This window comes from Pseudomonas sp. GW-45, from assembly GCF_056896675.1.
Window position 1 is genome coordinate 2,383,449 of the sequence record NZ_CM167674.1, and the last position, 15,897, is coordinate 2,399,345.

The 15,897-nt window shown below is 52.4% G+C and carries 20 protein-coding genes, 1 tRNA gene and 1 pseudogene; 10 read left to right on the top strand and 12 right to left on the bottom strand.

The genetic code is table 11. The features are described from left to right. From flgC to AC1XYH_RS10820, 4 genes are all read right to left on the bottom strand, one after another. Positions 1 to 441 (bottom strand): flagellar basal body rod protein FlgC, encoded by a 441-nt coding sequence (gene flgC / locus AC1XYH_RS10805; protein WP_483323200.1) that lies wholly within the window; start codon positions 439 to 441, stop codon positions 1 to 3. Between the two features lie 3 nt (positions 442 to 444). Further along, complete coding sequence (gene flgB, locus AC1XYH_RS10810; RefSeq protein ID WP_483323201.1) at positions 445 to 849, bottom strand: flagellar basal body rod protein FlgB; 405 nt, start codon at positions 847 to 849, stop codon at positions 445 to 447. A gap of 231 nt (positions 850 to 1,080) precedes the next feature. After that, positions 1,081 to 1,908 (bottom strand): CheR family methyltransferase, encoded by an 828-nt coding sequence (locus tag AC1XYH_RS10815; RefSeq protein WP_483323202.1) that lies wholly within the window; start codon positions 1,906 to 1,908, stop codon positions 1,081 to 1,083. Positions 1,909 to 1,967: 59 nt separating this feature from the next. After that, on the bottom strand, positions 1,968 to 2,897 hold the full coding sequence (locus AC1XYH_RS10820; RefSeq protein ID WP_483323203.1) for a chemotaxis protein CheV: 930 nt from the start codon (positions 2,895 to 2,897) through the stop codon (positions 1,968 to 1,970). A gap of 118 nt (positions 2,898 to 3,015) precedes the next feature. Here AC1XYH_RS10820 and flgA point away from each other — a divergent pair, with 118 nt between their 5' ends. The 4 genes from flgA (at position 3,016) to AC1XYH_RS10840 (ending at position 5,525) form a co-directional block, all read left to right on the top strand. Next, positions 3,016 to 3,726 (top strand): flagellar basal body P-ring formation chaperone FlgA, encoded by a 711-nt coding sequence (flgA, locus tag AC1XYH_RS10825; protein ID WP_483323204.1) that lies wholly within the window; start codon positions 3,016 to 3,018, stop codon positions 3,724 to 3,726. A 143-nt stretch (positions 3,727 to 3,869) separates the two neighbouring features. Further along, positions 3,870 to 4,193: a flagellar biosynthesis anti-sigma factor FlgM gene (flgM, locus tag AC1XYH_RS10830; RefSeq protein WP_483323205.1), complete on the top strand. Its 324-nt coding sequence runs from the start codon at positions 3,870 to 3,872 to the stop codon at positions 4,191 to 4,193. Between the two features lie 38 nt (positions 4,194 to 4,231). Continuing rightward, positions 4,232 to 4,690, top strand: coding sequence for a flagella synthesis protein FlgN (locus tag AC1XYH_RS10835; RefSeq protein ID WP_483323206.1), 459 nt, complete (start codon positions 4,232 to 4,234; stop codon positions 4,688 to 4,690). A gap of 85 nt (positions 4,691 to 4,775) precedes the next feature. Continuing rightward, positions 4,776 to 5,525: a flagellar brake protein gene (locus AC1XYH_RS10840; RefSeq protein ID WP_483323207.1), complete on the top strand. Its 750-nt coding sequence runs from the start codon at positions 4,776 to 4,778 to the stop codon at positions 5,523 to 5,525. Between the two features lie 19 nt (positions 5,526 to 5,544). On the opposite strand, the gene AC1XYH_RS10845 is transcribed toward AC1XYH_RS10840, so the two are convergent. The 4 genes from AC1XYH_RS10845 to AC1XYH_RS10860 all read right to left on the bottom strand — a co-directional run bounded on the left by AC1XYH_RS10845 (position 5,545) and on the right by AC1XYH_RS10860 (position 9,484). Next, the gene (locus AC1XYH_RS10845) at positions 5,545 to 6,888 is read right to left on the bottom strand and encodes an MFS transporter (protein WP_483323208.1); all 1,344 of its coding nucleotides are present in this window, start codon (positions 6,886 to 6,888) and stop codon (positions 5,545 to 5,547) included. A gap of 363 nt (positions 6,889 to 7,251) precedes the next feature. Next, a complete protein-coding gene (locus tag AC1XYH_RS10850; protein ID WP_483323209.1) occupies positions 7,252 to 7,596 on the bottom strand; it encodes a DUF7693 family protein in 345 nt (114 codons plus the stop codon). A gap of 65 nt (positions 7,597 to 7,661) precedes the next feature. Then, the gene (locus AC1XYH_RS10855) at positions 7,662 to 8,600 is read right to left on the bottom strand and encodes a hypothetical protein (protein WP_483323210.1); all 939 of its coding nucleotides are present in this window, start codon (positions 8,598 to 8,600) and stop codon (positions 7,662 to 7,664) included. 116 nt (positions 8,601 to 8,716) lie between these two features. Next, the gene (locus AC1XYH_RS10860) at positions 8,717 to 9,484 is read right to left on the bottom strand and encodes an EAL domain-containing protein (protein ID WP_483326358.1); all 768 of its coding nucleotides are present in this window, start codon (positions 9,482 to 9,484) and stop codon (positions 8,717 to 8,719) included. An 852-nt stretch (positions 9,485 to 10,336) separates the two neighbouring features. On the opposite strand from AC1XYH_RS10860, the gene AC1XYH_RS10865 reads away from it, so the two are divergent. Beyond that, positions 10,337 to 11,620, top strand: coding sequence for a tyrosine-type recombinase/integrase (locus AC1XYH_RS10865; protein WP_483323211.1), 1,284 nt, complete (start codon positions 10,337 to 10,339; stop codon positions 11,618 to 11,620). A gap of 169 nt (positions 11,621 to 11,789) precedes the next feature. Further along, complete coding sequence (locus AC1XYH_RS10870; protein WP_483323212.1) at positions 11,790 to 12,056, top strand: hypothetical protein; 267 nt, start codon at positions 11,790 to 11,792, stop codon at positions 12,054 to 12,056. Between the two features lie 69 nt (positions 12,057 to 12,125). On the opposite strand, the gene AC1XYH_RS10875 is transcribed toward AC1XYH_RS10870, so the two are convergent. Both AC1XYH_RS10875 and AC1XYH_RS10880 read right to left on the bottom strand, forming a co-directional pair. Continuing rightward, positions 12,126 to 12,488, bottom strand: a complete 363-nt coding sequence (locus AC1XYH_RS10875; protein WP_483323213.1) for a helix-turn-helix domain-containing protein — start codon at positions 12,486 to 12,488, stop codon at positions 12,126 to 12,128. Then, positions 12,478 to 12,786 carry a type II toxin-antitoxin system HigB family toxin gene (locus AC1XYH_RS10880; protein WP_483323214.1) on the bottom strand — a complete coding sequence of 103 codons (309 nt, stop codon included), beginning with the start codon at positions 12,784 to 12,786 and terminating at the stop codon, positions 12,478 to 12,480. Before AC1XYH_RS10880 ends, AC1XYH_RS10875 begins: the two co-directional genes overlap by 11 nt. A gap of 275 nt (positions 12,787 to 13,061) precedes the next feature. On the opposite strand from AC1XYH_RS10880, the pseudogene AC1XYH_RS10885 reads away from it, so the two are divergent. The 4 genes and pseudogenes from AC1XYH_RS10885 to AC1XYH_RS10900 all read left to right on the top strand — a co-directional run. Next, positions 13,062 to 13,229, top strand: a pseudogene (locus AC1XYH_RS10885) (transposase); the annotation flags it as partial. 358 nt (positions 13,230 to 13,587) lie between these two features. Next, positions 13,588 to 14,322, top strand: coding sequence for a hypothetical protein (locus tag AC1XYH_RS10890; RefSeq protein WP_483323215.1), 735 nt, complete (start codon positions 13,588 to 13,590; stop codon positions 14,320 to 14,322). 3 nt (positions 14,323 to 14,325) lie between these two features. Further along, the gene (locus AC1XYH_RS10895; protein WP_483323216.1) at positions 14,326 to 14,544 is read left to right on the top strand and encodes a hypothetical protein; all 219 of its coding nucleotides are present in this window, start codon (positions 14,326 to 14,328) and stop codon (positions 14,542 to 14,544) included. Between the two features lie 84 nt (positions 14,545 to 14,628). Next, positions 14,629 to 14,910, top strand: a complete 282-nt coding sequence (locus AC1XYH_RS10900) for a hypothetical protein (RefSeq protein WP_483323217.1) — start codon at positions 14,629 to 14,631, stop codon at positions 14,908 to 14,910. 55 nt (positions 14,911 to 14,965) lie between these two features. On the opposite strand, the gene AC1XYH_RS10905 is transcribed toward AC1XYH_RS10900, so the two are convergent. Then, positions 14,966 to 15,187, bottom strand: a complete 222-nt coding sequence (locus AC1XYH_RS10905; RefSeq protein ID WP_483323218.1) for a M15 family metallopeptidase — start codon at positions 15,185 to 15,187, stop codon at positions 14,966 to 14,968. A gap of 352 nt (positions 15,188 to 15,539) precedes the next feature. Continuing rightward, a tRNA-Arg gene (locus AC1XYH_RS10910) sits at positions 15,540 to 15,616 on the bottom strand. Positions 15,617 to 15,897: the final 281 nt, after the last annotated feature.

Below are 15,897 nucleotides of genomic sequence, written 5' to 3' on the forward strand. Positions count from 1 at the left end.
TCACTGACCCAGAGTAAGGACGCGTTGCAACATGGTCTTGGCGGTATTCATGACTTCTACGTTGGTCTGGTAAGACCGTGACGCAGCCATCATGTTGGCCATCTCTTCCACCACATTAACGTTGGGATAAAACACATAACCTTCTTCGTTCGCCATCGGATGATCCGGCTCGTAGCGCGGCTCCAACTCAGCGGCCGACTCAACAATTCCCAGCACCTGCACACCTGCACCCGCCTGCTGCTCATCACTGAATAGGGATGCACCAGTCGCTTGCTCGGCATTAAAAATAGTGGCGAAAACCGGGTTGCGCGCGCGATAGGTATCGCCGGTGCTACTGGAAACGGTCTCGGCATTGGCAATGTTGCTGGCGACCGTGTTCAAACGCAGCGACTGCGCGCTCATCCCGGATCCGGCAATATCAAATACTTTATCGAGTGACATAAATTACTCTCCTCGCAGGGCAGTCATCAGCCCTTTGAATTTGCTATTGAGGAAGGTAAAGCTGGCCTGAAAGTCGATCGCGTTTTCGGCGTAGGCGGCCTTCTCTGCTTCAGGATCTACAGTGTTGCCATCGAGCGAGGGCTGCAGCGGAGTGCGAAATCTCAGGCCGGCCACTTGATCGATAAGGCTTTCAGCGGCGATGTGCCCGTCATTGGTCTGCGCGACGCTAACCGCCTGGCTATTGCCCGGCTGCTGCGCCGCTAGCACCGCACTGAAATCCAGATCGCGCGCTTTATAGTTGGGGGTTTCCGCATTGGCGAGATTATTGGCCAGCACCTCAGCCCGCTGAGAGCGGAACTTAAGCGCTTGTTCATGCACACCAAGTGCGTTTTCGAAACTCAAACTCATGGCAACCTTCCTCGCTCTGGCACAGAGCCAAAAGACTTCTATGCCAACAACAAAGCAAAGTGCATGCCAATAAATAATATGTATTTAAATCAAGTAGCTAAGCAATTAAGAGTCAAAAAAGCGGCAATTCATTACCGGCAGGCGGCAATGCCAAAGACGGTAATCGAGGGAAAGCGGCAAAGATTTTGCCGCGCAACAAGCGGCGGCAAAATCTCGGGAGAAGCGGAAAAATCAACGTGCCTGGTACACAATACCGGGATTGCATTGCACCATTTGATACAGCTCAGGCAACCCATTCAAGGCCTCTGACGCGCCCAGCATCAAGTATCCGCCGGGTTTGAGCGTGGCGTGAATGCGCCGCAATATGTCTTTTTTAACGTCCGCAGAAAAATAGATCAGTACATTACGGCAGAACACAATGTCGAACTTGCCAAGAATCGAGTAACTATCAAGCAGGTTGATCGCACGAAATTCGACGCGATTGCGCACCGCCTGCTTGAGCGCCCAGCGACCTGGTGTCAAAGGATCAAAGTAACGCGTCAGGCGCTCCTGCGACAAACCCCGAGCCACGGAGAGGCTGTCGTACTCTGCACTTTTGGCTGCATTTAGAATGCCACCGGATAGGTCCGTGGCAACGATCTGCGCGCCGCCGCGCAACTGACCGAGGTTGCTGCGTTCAAACTCATCGATCGACATACTCAGTGAGTATGGCTCTTGACCTGACGAGCAAGCAGCAGACCAGATCCGCAGGCGCTGCCCTGGGCTACCTTTAATAAACTCCGGAATGAGCTTTTTCTTGAGCACTTCAAACGGGTAAACATCCCGAAACCAGAGCGTTTCATTGGTTGTCATTGCATCGATAACCAGCTCGCGAAGACCGCCGCGCGGCTGGGCTTGAATACGCTTGACCAATTCACCCAAACTGCCAATTTTCTCCTGCTCGAGCAACCGATTGAGGCGGCTTGATACCAGATACTGTTTATTGTCACCCAGCACAATGCCGCAGGCTTTTTCCAAAAAATCACGAAATGCCAGAAAGTCCTGATTAGCCAAAGTCACACGCGCCGCCTTGCGTTGTTTGAGTTCAGTATAAAATTCCGCGCCATCGTTTATTCAGCCTACTCGCGCGTAGCGTGCAAGCGATCAATAACGCGCTGAGCAAGGTCATCCGGCTTGAACTTGGCAAGAAAGTCATCAGCGCCTACCTTCTTGACCATTGCCTGATTGAACACACCCGACAATGAGGTGTGCAGCATCACATGCAAGTTCTTCAGTCGCGGATCATTGCGGATTTCGGCGGTCAGCGTGTAGCCGTCCATTTCCGGCATCTCGATATCCGACACAATCATCAACAGGCTCTTGCTTACATCCTCACCCAAATCAGCCTGGGCCCTAAGCCAGTCGAGAGCCTGTCTACCATCGTTAAGCGTGATGACTTCCACGCCTACTTCCTGCAGGCAGCGCGAGACTTGCTTGCGCGCGATTGAGGAGTCATCAACTATGAGCACCTTGCGGGTAAGCGCCTCAGCCTGTGTCTCTTTGTTGATCACGCCTTCGGAAATTTTCTCGTTGGTCGGCACCACTTCAGCAAGCACTTTCTCCACGTCGATAATTTCAACCATCTGGTTATCGACCCGCGTCACTGCGGTGAGATAATGATCGCGGCCGGTGCCCTTTGGCGGTGGATGAATCTCGGACCAATTCATGTTGACGATGCGCTCAACCGAACGCACCAGAAAACCCTGCACCTTGTAGTTGTACTCGGTGATAATCACAAAGGCGGTGTCTAGATTATCCAGCCCAGGACCACCAGTAGCACGGTTCAGATCAAGGATCGGCAGCGTACCACCGCGGATGTGCGCGACTCCGCGTACGACCGGATGCAGCTTGGGCATCATCGTCAGGCGCGGGCATTGCAACACCTCTTTCACCTTGAATACGTTGATGCCATATAGCTGGTTGCCTGCCAGCCTGAACAGCAGCAGTTCCAACCGATTCTGACCAACCAGCTGAGTACGCTGATTGACTGAATCCATTACACCAGCCATGGGCAGCTCCTTATTTGTATTGAGCTCAATACGGCATGTTTCCTGCAGGATTGGCGTTAAGGCTATCCAACCGACAGTAAAATGACACGCACCGACCATTTGTTATGAAGGTAATTGTATGCGTTTTATCACCGGGTGCGCGGCATTGGCGATCTTTTTTTCAACGCCACTGCTCGCTAACCCGCTCATTGATCAGCTTATCGGCGCGACCAACCAGTTTCTTGAGCAAGAAGTCCAAGAACACATCGCACGCAATGGTCAACCGGCGCGCTACGAAATCAAGCTGAACCGGCTCGATGCTCGACTACGCCTGCCGATCTGCCCAGAAGATAAGCTCAGTGCAGAACTCGAGAGCCCCAACATTCCGGTTGGCCGGGTCACGGTACGACTCACCTGCAATAGCAGCTCGCCTTGGCGCTTGTTCGTTCCGGGCCAAGTCAGCCTGTATGAGCAAGTCGTCGTCAGCGCTCGACCTTTAGCACGCAATACCATTCTCAACGCCGACGATCTGACATTGCAGGAGCGCGATACAGGCTTGCTACGCGACAAGTACCTGGTCGATCCACAACAGGCAATTGGCATGCGACTCACCCGTCCGGTTTCGCCCGACAGCATTATCACCTTTGCGGTCATTGAGCAGAACGAGATTGTGCGCCGGGGCGACAAAGTGGTCATCCGCGCAAGCAACGGCAATGTCTCCGTGGTGATGCCTGGCGAAGCCATGGAAAGCGGCGCTCTGGGCGCACAGATTAAAGTGCGCAACACTCGCTCCAATCGCGAGATAACGGCCCGCGTTAGCGGCGCCGGCCAAGTCAGAGTGGAGATGTGATGAATGGCGAATTATCGGATATACTGCCGACAGAAACCGAGCACGCCATACTGTGATGCTCTTCACACTTATTTTCCCTAAAGTTTTCAGCCACGCGGCCGTTAAAGCGGTTAGAGAAGATTTTACAGTTTGAGGAATTCATCATGGTCATTGACTTCAACTCGCCGAACGGACCTTCCGGGGCTGCTCGCAGTAACCAAACAAACAGCGCTGCTGGCAAGCGTGAAGCAACGCTCGACAACGCCGCAAAAACTACCGCCACTGCCGGACAAGAAGCCAGTAGCGAGCGTTCATCGGTTAGCCTGAGCCAGCAAGCTCAGCAGCTGCAAGCCATCGAAGAACGCCTACGCGATCTGCCGGAAGTCGACAGTGAACGGGTTAATCAAATTAAACAGGCCATTGCCGACGGCAGTTATCAGGTCGACAGCAACCGGATCGCAGACAAGCTGCTCAGCTTCGAAAGCTGACCAGCCGTGTGACCCTGGCCATCCTTGCGGAGGCACCCATGCATCAGTTGAACGCCATTCTTCAACAAGCTGACCAGGACTGCGAACGTTACCTTGCTCTGACTGAGCGAGAGCGTGACGCAATCGTCCAGCAAAATATGGACGAACTGGAAAAGCTGCTGCAAGAAAAACGCCCACTGATCGACGCTCTCGCGCATCACGATCAAAGCATCAAAAGCTACTGCAACGCGCACCAGGTAGCTGCTCAGAACCTGCAAAATCATGTTGCCAGCCTTGGCGATACTGATCTGCACGCCGCCTATCAGCAATTCTTCGATAACCTTGAGCAATGCAAAGCCGCCAACGACCGCAACGCGCGACTGGTTCGGCATAGTCAAAACAGCACCTCTAGCCTGCTTGATTTGCTGCGCAACCAGGGCGAATCCGGGCAGAACATCTACGACCAACTAGGCAATCGCAGTCGCTCCGGCATCTCCCGAGACCTAACCAAGGTTTGAGACTGATGCCAATCCGCCAGCTTGCTGTATAGTAAGGCTCGAGCCAACTAACGGTCTGCCAAACTAATAATACCGAGAGCCTTAAGTGTCTACCCTATTCTCACAAGAAGCTGGCCCACAGCCGCCGCGCGATATTCGCTCCCCCATTGAAATCACTGCGCTGCTGAAGACATTAATGTTGTCTCGCGACCCCTTAATCATCACCTTTGATGATCGTCTGCAGAAGTTTCAGAGCTTTATCGTGAACCTGGATACCAATAGCGGTGAGCTGTGGATCGACGAAATGATCCCACGTGAGGGTGATCGCTACGCCAGCCAAGGCGAAGCTTTTAAGGTTGATGCCTGGCATGAGGGGATTCACATGCGCTGGAGCTGCCCAGGTGCGGCTCAAGTCATGCTCGATGACGCCCCGGCTTACGCTGCAAAATTTCCGGAAGAACTGACCTATCACCAAAAGCGCGGTGCCTTTCGCGCTGGAGTGCGCCGCACAGCAGACATCCCTCTGGAGCTGAATCATGCGGAGCGCGAACGCACGCTGAAATCCTATTTGATGGATATTTCAGCAACCGGTTGCAAGATCCGCCTCGATGGCGACTTGAGCAAATCGCTGCAGCCGGGCGAAGTGTACACACCCTGCTATTTGCAGCTGCCGGAAACCGGCAGACTGGAGTTAGCCGTAGAAATACGCCACGCAGTTTTTATGGAAACCGCTAACGAGACCCACGTCGGCATCCACTTTCAGCAACCATCGCCGCTGGCTCAACGACAAATAGATAAATTCGTGAACTATCTACAGCGCGAAGCCCGCCGTATCGAGAAAGAAGACCTGTTTTAGTCTCTGCTGCCAAGGCCTGCTAACCAGGACGGTGATCGTCCTGATCTGCATCGGCTGCAGCCACCTCGGCCTCTGTCAGCGGCTCTTGCGGCTCTTCAACAACATCGTCTTGCATCTGATCCGCCACTGCCTGTTCGTCGACCCGTGGGTCCATAGCAGCTGCCAATGATGAACTCACCAGGTTACCGGCGGCCGGCATAAAGTGCAGCGGCGCCTCTTCCACCAAGTGCTCTCCGGTGACCGCACCTGCGCGGACCCTGAATACCAATACCATAGAGCAGCACGCCATGAAAATGTAGAGCATTTCAGGGCCCCACATCTTCATCATTGCAGAGCTGGCCAACGGCCCAACACTGGCACCTAAGCCGAAGGTGAGCAACAACATGGCGGATAACGGCACCCGATCGTCGGGCTCGACGTGGTCATTAGCCAAAGCCACCGCCAGCGGGTATAGAGTAAATACCAGAAAACCAAAGATGGCCGTCAATATCATCAGAGCCATGCCCGGCAATAAATCCAGCGCCATCAATACCGAAACGCCAGTCAGCACAATGGCATTCAGCTGAATCAAGTGACTGCGATCCACCCGGTCTGACAGCCAGCCAGCCGGCCATTGCGCCATCAAACCAGCACAAATGGTGACCGCCATAAAAATACCGATCTGCGAGGTGGTCAGACCCTCGGTTTTCGCAAACACCGGCGCCATACCATAGAAGGCGCCCAACATCAGGCCAGCCACCACAATGGTGGTCAGCGCCTGCGGAATGCGCTCCACGAAGAGCTTAACTTTGAGCGGCGCGGGATGCAGCGGCGCTGGGTGAATTTGCTTGGTCACCGCTACCGGCACAAGACACAGTGAAAAGCACATGGCGACAAACAGCAGATGCTTGATTTGCAGATCAGGCATCACAGTAAATACCACCTGACCCAGCACTAGCCCAAGGAAGGTCACGACCATGTAACTGGCGAAGACCATACCACGCTGGTGAGACTCAGCCTGCTCGTTCAACCAACTCTCCAGCACCATGTATTGGCACATCATTGCCATGCCCGCTAGAACCCGTAACGCCAACCAGACCGAGACGTTGTCGGTCAGTGCGTGCCCCAAAACAGAAGCAGTCACCACCCCGGCGCTGGCAACAAAGGCACGGATATGGCCGACCCGCGCAATCAATTTGTGGCCGACCGAAGCGCCCATGACCAAGCCTACGTAGTACCCCGTCATCAACACACCGATCCAGATTTCACTCACACCTTTGGCGGCCAGATACAAGCCTAGATAGGTACTCAGCAGACCGCTACCAAGCAGCATAAGCAGGGTTGCGAAGTACAGTGAGGAAAACGCCATCAGTGCTTGAGACATCAGTGCTCCGGTAAGGAATAGCCGATTAAAGCATATTAAATAGATATAGCAGCTAACGCCCAACCGGGCCCGCTATTGGACCCTGGGATGACGTTTAATCACCTTGCTGCGACACAGCAATTGTAATTAAAACCGACGTTAAGCTGACCTGTTGACCGAACAGCCAGGACGCGAGTTCCACAGCAAAAGCTGAACACTAGGCAACAGTTGCTCGTTTAGCCAGATTGCAGGCGGAGATTACAGGTGTGGCGTTACAGAAAATACACATGCTGGAAAATCTGCCTTTTAAAAAGCAAGATTAAACATTGTTGCACTACTAACGACGGCGTTCACCGCCCTCTCTCGTTTCTATAAGGTGCTTTACTAAGCCGCCAGCACCTTCTCCAATTGCGTACGCTCCCAGACACTCAGCAGCTCCAGCGGATCAGTTCCTGCGCCCGGCCAACAATGCACGTCGGCCCGACGCCCATCAATCGCCTCGCATGCCGCGCAGTAATCCAGCACACCCGCGTCTTTGAAAAGCGTGATGGTATATCCGTCCACCTCCAATCGCATCTCGCCGGTGCTCACCTCGTGCCACCGACCAGGGCGGTTTTCGTGCAGGTTACGAACCCCAAGCGCCAAATCTTTGAGCACTTGATAGACCTCGCGGGCTTGAAGCCTGGGCTGCGCCACAGAGTCGCCGTTATTTGCTCGCGCATCCGCCATATCAACTTCACTTTCTTGTATGGTTTATCCAAAAAGCTTAAAGAGTACCCGCAATTGCACTTAGCTCAGCCCGCGTTGGAAAGAGCGGCCCAAGCTTTGGCCCCGCGCTTTTCGCTACTACCGGCCCAGAGGGTTTGGATGGGCTTATCTCTGAACCAGCGTGTCGCGCGAACGTCATCCGGGGACTGTCGCCAAAAATCCGTGGCCTCTGCAAAAAGGGTACGAGCCCAAGTCGTGGCGCCGGAGAGCGTCACCAGTTCAATCGCGGTATCCAGCTTAGTATCTACCAGCGAGCACAGCAGTGAGAGCGCGCCAACCAGTTGCTGCACATAGTGCTGCGGCCAATCATGAGCACGCCCTTCGCGTAACAGATAAGCCAACAACGCAGCGGTAACGTACAGCTCCTCCTGCGCCGAAAACGGCTTGGCGTACTCACTCCAGCCATCCCCGGGCAACAACGCGGAAGCACTCAAACACGAGACCTGTACCTGCATTCGGGCTGTTGGTAACTCTGGTAAAAAACGGCCTGGAGTGCGCGCTTCGAAGCTGACTCCGTCGGTATCTGCGGGCAGTCGGACCACGCGAAAACACGCCTCAGCGTTAGGCTCCTGGTCCCATGACTGGCAAGCAACAAAATAAGCACTGTAATGCTGGAACAATGGAGTCCAGCCCTTGGCCCCGGTCACTCCAATACCGCCGCTACCGTCAGCCGACCACGTGGTATTCAGGTTTCGTGCACCATGACCACCTTCTTCAGTCAAACAAAAGGCAAAGAGCCCAGGGCCAGCTGTGCCCGGAAATACCGAACGCAATGCCGCCTGGTAGCCACTGGCAAAAACCCATGCGGGGCGATCCGCCTGGAACCCACCCATAACAGCAAGAGCCATAGGTGTCGCTTGCGCAAACGGCAACTGATGCCATACCTGCAGCCAGCTGTCTGCTGAGTCCATAAGTACGGTTTCAGTCGGGGCTTGTAAGCACCATTGCAACAACGAAGACGTCATGCCTTGCTAACCCTACCGGCCAATAAATGATTTAAAATCAACTAAGTTTCAAGTAACCCAAGCCTTCCATTAGGTTCCACAGCCGTCATTCCTAGCGCACCTGCATCACGCCAGTCTTAGCTGGATATAAAGTTAACCTCGGGCAAGCATTCAAAACCCGGCTTCGCCAAAAGGTATCCTTGCATCAACTCAACCCCAGCATCGAGCAGCCAAAAGTACTCTTCATGCGTTTCTATGCCTTCAGCCAGCGGCGTTATGTTGAGATCTTTGAGCATGTTCACACAATGCCTGACAATAACCTGCCGCGCTTTGTCTGTGTGTATGTTGCGAATCAGCCCCATATCCAGTTTAACGATATCGGTCTGAAAATCAGCTAGCAGGTTGAGCCCTGAGTATCCGGCGCCAAAATCATCGGTAGCAGTTTTAAAACCCAACGCTTGATAATGCTCCACCACTTTTTTTATATGACTGCTGTCTTCAATCTTCTCGACTTCGGTGAATTCAAACATAATCCGCTCAGTCGGGAAGCCATACTGTTTGGCCGCTTCAAAGGTGGTGCGAATACAGAGTTCTGGCTTGTAAATAGCGTTCGGTAAAAAGTTGATGCTCAGCATGGAATCGATACCCAGCTTCGCCGCCAACGCGATGGCTTTGACTCTGCACTGCTGATCAAAGGCATACCGATTATCATCATTGACGCGAGAAATAATCGAGTAAGCAGACTCGTTATTTATGCCTCTTACCAGCGCCTCATAACCAAAGACATGCTGATCTCTGCAATTCACAATAGGCTGGAAAGCCATTGTAAAATCGAAGTCTAGGTCCTTTGTGTCAGCGCAGCGACTGCAGCCTGGCCTATCGCAACTTGTTGATTTTTCGGCCATCATCGGAACTCCCCTGTGTTTTTAAACTGACTATTCGGTTGGACAGCTTCGCGCCGGGTTTAGTGGTGTTTTTAAAAATCCACAAGCTTCATTCCCTTTTACGCGGCCCTGTTGAAATGTCAACAAACCGAAATAAGCACATAAGATTATTGAGCCTATTCAATTAAGTCAGTGCAAAAAGTAGCGAGCATAGGCGCCAAAAAAATAAATGGCCACTTCTTATGTAGTGGCATATTAACATCTCATCAACTGCATCCAATACAGATTTTTATGCGCAAGCCCTGGGTATTGTTCTTATTATCCCCCATGATATGACCGCATCCACAGCCGCTCTACAGTAAAAAAACATGCGCATATCCCCCTGCTGAGAGCGCTATGCCAAACACTCTATTTGTTTATGCAAGCCCGCATGGAGAGCACGCCCTGGGATACCTTCTGGCACAGGAAATCCGAGTCTGCGTCAGCGGCTAATTTATAGAGGCGAACAATTACTTCCTGGAAAATGGCTTTCTGCGCTGGAAAACAATCCAGTGAAAATCTGGAAGATAACCAACTCGTATTCCCAAGCGTCGGCGCGTCGGGTAACTGGGCAAGAAAAAGCGGAGTAAATGAGGGCAGGACCGTCATTAAACAGTCAAAAAGTAATCGGAACCGTTGTGCAATAAATCGTAACCATTTGATTTGGTTGGTACGCGAGCCCGGATTCGAACCGGGGACCTACCGCTTAGGAGGCACTTATAAGTGCGTCCTACCCATCCCAGTAATGCACATATAAAAAACCTATCATCATGTTTTAATTGTATTTTTATAACTTAATTTGTCCAGCGCAGTCCGGCAAGATATGATCAAATTTTGATCCTAACTGCCACCAAAACTGCCACCCTGAAACGACTCACTGGCCGGGATGTTAAAACCCTCAAAACGCAGGCTGCAGAGGCTGTTGGTGGCCATGGCGACGGCGCCTTGCTGTTCAAACGGCGTGACTCAACCGTCATTGAAGCCTACTACCAGTACTTTATTGGCAGCAAACGCCAGTTCATAAAGCTAGGTACCTACGGGCAGCTGACACTCGCTGAGAGCAGAGCCAAAGCCAGCGACCTGGCAGCAATCCGGCGAGACAACCCAGACCTGAAGGCGTGGTTTGTTGAGGTGGAAGCGGCCAACCAAGCAAAGCTAAAAGTGCATGCAGCAGCGGCGGCAGAAAAAGCCATGCGCGGTTCGCTTCAGGATCTGCTTGAAGACTACACCGCCGAGCTGTATGCCAACGGCGTGGTGTCGGCCAAAGAGATCGAACGCATCATCACCAAGGACTTCATCGAGAAGCACCCGGCCGTAGTAGCGTTGAAAGCGCGCGAAGTTGAACCCAGCCACTGCATGACTCTGCTATCACCGTTCTGGGAGCGTGGTGCGAAAACACAGTTCAACCGCGCACGTACCTATCTGCACGCAGCATTTCAGATGGGCCTGCAGGCTGAGTATGATGTGGCCAGGCAAAGTCGCAAATCATTCGGACTAACACACAATCCAGTTGCAGCACTGCGCAGGCAGAAAGAAGGCGAGAACGCGCATGACCGCGCGCTGACAGATGAAGAGCTTCGCCACTTCTGGCACAACCTGGGCAAAACGAAGAAGGTGGGCCGGCTGGTCACACTGCTGCTGCAATTCATGATCGCCACCGGCGGCCAGCGCCCGTACCGCATGATGCTAGCGCCGTGGTCGTCCTATGATATGGAGCGGCACGTGTTCACTACGCCCAGCATGAAAGGCCGCGGCACAACTAGGCTGAATCTGACGCCGCTCACTGATCGGGCGATCAGCATATTGGAAGAGGTGCGCACCCTGACTGGCCAGCATCCCTGGCCGTGGTCGTTCAACGGCAAGAATCCGCTGGTTATCACCACACCACGTAATGCAATCGTCCGCTTTTGCGGCGACCCAGCTAGCATAATTGACGAGAACGAAGGCACCCGGTTTCAACTATTCACTCCACGTGACCTACGCCGCACCATCAAACAGGTGATGCAACGTGCCGGTGTTGAGCCACACTTGCGGGATTTGCTGCAGGATCACGGCCAGACCGGAGTAACCAATAAACATTACGCTAATAATCCGGATGCTGCTTTGCCAGATAAGTGACGAGCTATAAATGCCTATACGCAAGCGCTGGACAAGATAATTGGGCCGAGCGACCAACCTAAGAAATGAGTGGGCATCAACACTTACTCGTGACGCACCTTCCTTGACAAAATACTGGGCCCGGTCCAGCTTGAATGCTTACAAGGAATCGCTAGGCAGGGAGTTTCACATGGCAGCATATGTAGTTAGCTACGATCTGAATAAATCCGGGCAAGATTACAAGGGGCTCTATAAAGAGCTTGAGAACTCTCCCAACTGGTGGCACCGGCTAGATTCAACCTGGTTGATCATCACGAACGAAACGGCAGATCAATTATTTAACCGTATTGGTCAACACATAGACAAGAATGACTGGTGCCTAGTCATGCCGGTATCCAAACCATATTCGGGCTGGCTGACTGATGATGATTGGCAGTGGCTGCGCTCCAATATTTGATTGTTACGAAGCGATTCGCAGCTACAAAAAAACCCGCCATTCGGCGGGCTTCTTCAATAGCACTATAACCTACGCAGCCACACCGCTCATCAAGCTTTCATAAGGAATACGCAACCCGTCATGCAGCCGCTTGATCATGCGGATGCTGAGGTTGCGGTTTCCACTAAGAACTTCAGAAACGCGGCCGCTAGGACCAATGAACTGCTCCAGGTCACGCGCCGTCAGGCCGTCCTGCTCCATACGAAACTTAATAGCCTCAATCGGATCAGCCGCCTGAATTGGGTAGTGCTTGCTCTCGTAGGCTTCAATTAGCGTTACCAGCACCTCCATCTCATCTGCTTCCGGCGTACCCTCCTCTGCCTGAAACACATGCTCAAGGCGCTGGAAGGCAGCAGTCAGGTCATCATCATTGCGAATCGGTTTAACATTCATTGACTGTCTCCACGTCTATTTCATCGTACCGTGCATGGGTGCCTATAAATTTCACCCACACAATTTGTGCCCGGTACTGCACCTCAATAACCAAGCGGTACTTATTGCCGCCAATGTTAAAGACCACCCGGTTATTACCCACAAAGCTAGCGGTGCCATAGCGGTTCTTTACATCTTGCGGCGACCCCCAAGCCACACGGGACACCTCTTCATACCAGCTCTCAAGCGGCCCTTTGGCGTCTGCCTGGCCCGGTTGCTGCCAGAACAGCACCAATGGCCTCTTGGCAATCACTCGCATCAACACTTCTCCCGTTTTGGGAGATTATGAACCCGTTTTTTCAACTATTCAACCCCTATTCATACTCTATCACCCGCTATCACCCTCCCCCAACGCTGGCAGCGTGTGCAGCTGATACACATACGGCCAAAGCCCGTCGGGCCGATGGGCGATAGGCGCTTGTAGCCGAGCAGGCGTAAGCAGCGACCAACAGTGCTTTGTGTGCCACTGTAGTGGTCAACTAATCCCGGACACCAACGTAGGTGGTAAAATCGCCACCATAAGCGAGATGTCAGATGACCAGGAAACGACGCACATTTTCACCCGAGTTCAAGCAGGAGGCAGCCAGCCTGGTGCTTGATCAAGGGTATAGCATTCCCCAGGCTTGTACTTCTCTCGGTGTCGGAGAAAGCGCTCTTCGCCGCTGGGTCGACCAGTTGGCACAGGAACGTGAAGGCGTTACGCACAAGGATGGAAAGGCTGTTCAGAAGCCTGAAGTCGGAGTCGATACCTGCCTTCGGATATAGAAATCTGCCCTAGGCGCAAAGGGATGTTGGTGATTACCTGATGGGCTATTACAACCAGCAACGGCCTCATACTTTCAACAATGGTGTATCGCCGGTGGTAGCCGAAGAAAAACTTAAAATACTGTCCGGTATCAGTTGACCACTACACAACCACCAACCGCCCAGCCGCGGCCGCGAGCTGAGCTGCCCATTTCCAGTTTCCAAACATGATTCCTCCAGGCACAAAAAAGCCCGCTGGTACGGGCGGGTGATACTCCAAAACCGCAAACGCCTTTGCGCTGGCAGGGTTCAAGTCATGTTAACCTTTCTGTTTTTTCTAAGGACAGAACAAAGAATGAAAAGGAAGAGATGGGGCATTCCCAAGCGGGCGTTGAAAGCTCCAGCACAAGAAGAGACGGGCTCCGACTTCTCGAAATTGCTAAAGCTGTTTGGCTCTGTGCCCAAGTTGGCGTTGTTCCTAAACGGATTGTTAGCTGGAGCTGGCTACTTATTTATTTCTGGCTATCTAGGCAAGTTAGGCATTGAAGTGGCCGAGCTGGAAATAGGCCTGCCTTCACTGTTGCTGTATGGCTATATTTTTTCAATAGACACATTAAATTATGCCGGCAAGGCGGTTTTGACCTGTGTGACCTTTATGGTCACGGGGCTACTGATATGGTTATTTAATCGTGCTTTAGCTGATGCATACCCCTCATTGAACAAGCAAGTAAGAGGCCTGATCAGTACACCCTTAGGTGCTGTTTTAGCGTTAGTAATATTGGTAGGCCCTGGTGTAACTTTCAATTCGGGGGGAGACACTGCTATACGCAACGAGCTCACAGATATGGCGCTTGGCCAACCCAAGTCAGCACTACGAACCCACATCATCGAGACTCCTGAAGGCAAGATTAAAGGTACGCTGGTCATAGCTGATCAGCGCTATACCTATTTGCGCGCTGAGAACATTATCTACAAGATATCCAATGATACGCAGAAGGTAATCAGAACCATTGAGTTCACGTCCCCAGGCGCTGGCGAAGCAGAGGACTAGAGCATGCCCACATACAAGCAGTGCGACAACAGACCTTTAGTCAGAGATAGGACCGCTCGCGGTATTGCGCGGGATTACGTCGCAGCACTGCTGCTGGATGCCGCTGAGCATGCTGATGCATTTGACAGCGAGAGCCTTACCGATGCCGAACGCGCAATAGCATGGTCTGAAGTCGAGCGCTTGGGCTTTGAAATATTCGAAAGATACAAGTGCGAGCTATAATAGCTAAGAATTTTTTGGCAAAAGTAGCATGACAATACAGCGATGGCGTTCCGTCCGCGATCCAATTAGCGAGGGTTTCATCATATGAAGGCACTGATTTTTATCCTGGCGCTAGCGGCATCTGCACATTTATCAGCCGAGAACCTGACTGAGGAACAACGGCTCTCGGCGGCATGCGAAAAAGCAATGTCTTCGCCATTTAGAAACAAAAACACTTCTACCTGCGAAGAACTTGAAACCCTACGTGCAAAGCAGGCAGCAAGCCCAGAGCAACCCAAGGATGAAGAGCTGGAGTATAGGTGGAACGGTTTGACCGGCAAACACTGCTACTTCAACAAGAACGACGAAGTCGTTTCATGCCCCTAGACATCAAACAACACCTGTATTCATTTGGTACAGCGTTTTTGGCAAAAACCTAAAGCTATTTCCGCCCCTCATGCTCAAGGGAATAGTGGTTACCATCTTTAAAACGACCGCCCCAGCTGCCACCTAGTGACACCCAGCATTCACCTAGTGGCCCGTGATCCTCGGTGCCGGTGAGGTACTGGCCATCACGAAATAGGTTGAAGTCCACCGCCAAGCGCTGCTTGTGCAAGCTGTTTGCGGCGCTGTAGCTCTTCTTCTCCCCAACATTGCCGTGCACCTTCGGATCTCGATATGCATCGCCAAACGTCAGCTCATACCTCTGCTGATACGCTTACTCAATCAGCAAGCCAATCAGCCAAGTGAAGCGCCGTTGTTTGTTTCCTAGGCTAATGTTTTCTCCAAGCATAAAAAAGATGCGCTACCCACCAGCTATATACATCGGCCAGAGCTCGCCAAGATTGCCGCTGGGACTGGTGCGCCAGATTACTGCCGGCACTTACAAAGCACCGCAGGACGAGGAAAAAGAGGACCAAAAAGCTGCATGAGTAAAAGAGGGACCAAAAGAAGGACCAAACGGTATAAATACAAAAGGCTTGCCGAAAATAAATCGTGCAAGCCATTGTTTTGGTTGGTACGCGAGCCCGGATTCGAACCGGGGACCTACCGCTTAGGAGGCGGTCGCTCTATCCAGCTGAGCTACAAGCGCATCACAAATAACCGAACTGACGTTGCCAACTCGTTGAATTCAATCAATTCAGGCCGTATCTTAACTGAATACTACGGTGCTCTGCCACCGCAGCATTTAGCATGGCCCAATGCCATTCGTCGTAATTCCGTCACAAAACGAAGACATTTTTCTGTCGCGTACTGGCATACTGCAAAAAAACAGGTTTAACTAGGGCACTTAGCAGCTGCTAGTTGTCTATAGTTATATTATTCACTATTCGGCCGCGTCACGGACCTCCCCGAACGCAGTTCGCAGCATCT